This window comes from Segeticoccus sp., assembly GCF_035708005.1.
The window spans coordinates 1-3893 of sequence record NZ_DASSTI010000127.1 but is presented as its reverse complement, the minus strand read 5'-3'; the positions used below and the strand labels follow the sequence as shown (position 1 = coordinate 3893).

General features: G+C 70.1%; 2 protein-coding genes. One reads left to right on the top strand and one right to left on the bottom strand.

The window, feature by feature from the left end:
- Positions 1–735 (bottom strand): DUF1996 domain-containing protein (locus VFL99_RS12530; RefSeq protein ID WP_325106700.1); only part of this gene is annotated, 735 nt, incomplete at its 3' end.
- 213 nt (positions 736–948) lie between these two features.
- Between VFL99_RS12530 and mfd the strand changes: the two genes are divergently transcribed.
- Positions 949–3893: transcription-repair coupling factor (gene mfd / locus VFL99_RS12525; RefSeq protein ID WP_325106699.1), on the top strand; the 2945-nt coding region annotated here is incomplete at its 3' end.

The window sequence follows — 3893 nt, the reverse complement described above, 5'->3', positions numbered from 1 at the left end:
TCCCGTGCCGGTGTAGTGGAACTGCACCGTCTCCCGCAGCGACACCATCTTGTGCGGGAACCCCGCCGGGCAGGCGCCGCCGTTGCGGTAGGCGAAGTGCTTGTTGTCGTTGGTGTCGCCCACCTCGCCGGGGCTGTGCTTCGGGAGCACCCCGTCCCAGCAGGAGGGGAAGTCGACGTGCGCCGTGAGCGTGCTCCCCGGCTTCCCCGTCGCACCGCTGCAGTCCGGAATCGTCTGCGAGGGAGCCACGTTCTCCTTGTTGCCGCAGGTCCAGTTGTGCTTGGTGGCGACCAACCGGGTGTTGGGCGGGAACGCCTCGCCCGCGCCCTGGTCCTTGAAGTCCCAGCTGCGGTAGTAGGCGGTGAACGCCTGGGCGGGGATGGTCGCGCCGGTCTTCTTGTTTTTGAGCACAGGAGTCCAGTAGGACGCGCTGTCCGACGGGTTCACGCAGTTCGTCCCCTGCCCGGACAGCTCTCCGTATGTAGCGGCGCTCGGATCCTTCAGCTGCAGCAGCTTGGTGTTGCCGAAGAACTGGTGCAGGTGCATGGACTTGCCCTCGTTGTGTGACTTGACCGGGTCCACCTGCGCGTAACCGACGAGGTCCTTGCACTTGATCTTTGCCTTCGCCTGCGCTTGAGGGGCAGCGATCAGGCTGACCGAGGCGGCTAGGGCCAGCGTCGAGCCGGCGATGAGCGCAGTACGGCGCCGGGCGTTCTGGGAGAGGGTGGCGAACAACGGATACTCCTTCGGGACGTGGTCGGGGCCGGCCGGGAGCATTGCGTATCGACAACGAAACGGTCAATCCCTCGGCGCGTCGGCCGGATCTGTGGTAGGGGGAAGGTCCCGCGAGCCCGGCGGGCGTACCCTAGACCCGGTCACCCCTCCCGCTTCGCCGGGCAGGGGCTTTCGTGCTGTCGACACCCTGAACACACCGAGGAGCACCCGCGCATGAGCCTCACCCCGCTGCTGGACGCCCTGACCCAGGACAGCGGCGTCAAGGCTGTGCTGCAGGCGGCGGACGACCACATCCAGGTCATCGACGTAGCCGTGGCGGCTGGTGCGCGCGGACCGCTGATTGCCGCCCTGACCGGCACGGGCCGGCCGGAGGAGACCGGTATGCCGTCCGCCCGCCCCGTGCTCGCCGTCACCGCCACGGGCCGGGAGGCCGACGACCTCGCGGCGGCACTGCGCTGCTTCCTCCCGGCCGAGCGGGTGGTGGAGTTCCCCAGCTGGGAGACCCTCCCGCACGAGCGGCTGAGCCCACGCAGCGACACCGTCGGCCGGCGCCTGGCCGTGCTGAGGCGACTGGCGCACCCGGACGCGACGGACCCGGCATACGGGCCGGTGGACGTGGTCGTGGTCTCGGTGCGGGCGCTGCAGCAGCCCATTGCCAAGGGGCTCGGCGACCTCCAGCCGGTGGCCCTCAGGCAGGGGGACGAGGCGCCGCTCGATGACGTGGTGGAGGCGCTGGTGGCGGCCGCCTACACCCGCACTGACCTGGTCGAGCGGCGGGGGGAGTTTGCCGTCCGCGGCGGCATCCTGGACGTCTTCCCCCCGACCGAGCAGCACCCCATCCGGATCGAGTTCTTCGGCGACGAGGTGGAGGAGATCCGCTGGTTCAAGGTCGCCGACCAGCGCAGCCTCGAGATCGCCGAACACGGGCTGTGGGCACCGCCGTGCCGCGAGCTGCTGCTGACCGAGAACGTCAAGGCGCGCGCCGCCGAGCTCGCCGAGCAGCTGCCCGGCGTCGCCGACATGCTGCACAAAGTCTCCCAGGGCATCGCGGTGGAAGGGATGGAGTCCCTCGGCCCGGCGCTCATCGGCGGGCTTCCGCAACCAGGCCGCCCGAGCACGGCCGAGGACGGCGGCATGGAGTTGCTGCTGGACGTCCTGCCCAAGGAGACCCATGTCGTCCTGTGCGACCCCGAGCGGATCCGCCGCCGCGCCCACGACCTGGTGGCGACGAGCGCGGAGTTCCTCGAGGCGAGCTGGGCCAATGCAGCGGCCGGCAACAACGTCCCCGTCGACCTCCAGGGCGTCCTCGGCACCGCCTCTTACTGGACCATGGCCGAGCTGCGCGAGCACGCCCTGTCCAGTGGCCGGCCGTGGTGGTCGCTGACCTCCTTCGCCACTGACGCCGAGCTGGCCGAGTTCGTCGAGAACACCGAGGACGAGTCCGTTGATGAGCTCATCACGGTCGAGTCCCACGACGTGGAGGCCTACCGCGGCGACACCGAGAAGGCGGTGCACGACTTCCGGCAGTGGGTCGCCGGTCGCTGGCGCGTCCTGGTCGTCACCGAGGGCCCCGGGCTCGCCCGACGCGTGGGGGAGGTGCTCGGCGAGCACGACGTGCCCACCCGACCCCTCTCGCTGGAGGCCGCCGAGGGCGCCACCGCGCTCGAGCCGGGCGTCATCCACCTGACCTCTGGGGACCTCGGCCGCGGGTTCGTGCTGCCCAGCAGTGAGTTCATCGTCGTCACCGAGTCCGACCTGGTCGGCGGCACCGGCACCGCGGGCGGCTCCACCAAGGACATGCGCAAGATGCCCTCGCGGCGGCGCAACCAGGTCGACCCGCTGCAGCTGCGCCCCGGCGACTTCGTGGTGCACGAGCAGCACGGCGTCGGCCGGTTCGTGGAGATGGTGCAGCGCACCGTCGGGGGAGCGACGCGGGAGTACCTTGTCCTCGAGTACGCGCCAAGCAAGCGGGGGCAACCGGGGGACCGGCTGTTCGTGCCGACCGACCAGCTCGATCAGGTCACCCGCTACGTCGGCGGGGAGCAACCGACCCTGAACAAGCTGGGCGGCTCGGACTGGGCGCGCACCAAGAGCCGGGCCCGCAAGCACGTCAAGCAGATCGCCGGGGAGCTGATCCGGCTCTACAGCGCGCGAATGGCCAGTGAGGGCTACGCCTTCGGCCCGGACACCCCGTGGCAGCGTGAGCTGGAGGACGCCTTCCCCTACGTGGAGACCCCCGACCAGCTGAGCAGCATCGACGAGGTCAAGGCCGACATGGCCAAGCCCGTCCCGATGGACCGGCTGATCTGCGGGGACGTCGGCTACGGCAAGACCGAGATCGCGGTGCGGGCCGCGTTCAAGGCCGTCCAGGACGGCCGCCAGGTCGCGGTGCTGGTGCCGACGACGCTGCTCGTCCAGCAGCACATGTCGACGTTCACCGAGCGGTTCGCCGCGTTCCCGGTCGTGGTGAAGCCGATCAGCCGGTTCCAGACCGACGCGGAGATCAACGAGACCCTGCGCGGGCTGTCCGAGGGCACCGTGGACATCGTCGTCGGCACGCACCGCATCCTGTCGTCGCAGACCCGGTTCAAGAACCTCGGCCTCGTCGTCATCGACGAGGAGCAGCGGTTCGGGGTCGAGCACAAGGAGGAGCTGAAGCGCCTCCGGACGCAGGTGGACGTCCTCGCCATGTCCGCGACCCCGATCCCGCGCACGCTGGAGATGGGCCTCACCGGCATCCGGGAGATGTCGACGATCCTCACGCCGCCGGAGGAGCGGCACCCCGTGCTCACGTTCGTCGGGCCGTACGAGGAGAAGCAGATCGCCGCCGCGATCCGCCGCGAGCTGCTGCGCGAGGGCCAGGTGTTCTTCGTGCACAACCGGGTCCGCTCGATCAACAAGGTCGCGGCGAACCTGGCGCGGCTCGTCCCGGAGGCGCGGATCGGCATCGCGCACGGCCAGATGAACGAGAACGAGCTCGAGAAGGTCATGGTCGACTTCTGGGAGAAGAACTACGACGTCCTCGTCGCGACCACGATCGTCGAGTCCGGGCTGGACGTGCCGAACGCCAACACCCTCATCGTCGACCGCGCCGACATGTACGGGCTGTCGCAGCTGCACCAGCTGCGCGGGCGCGTCGGGCGCGGCCGGGAGCGCGC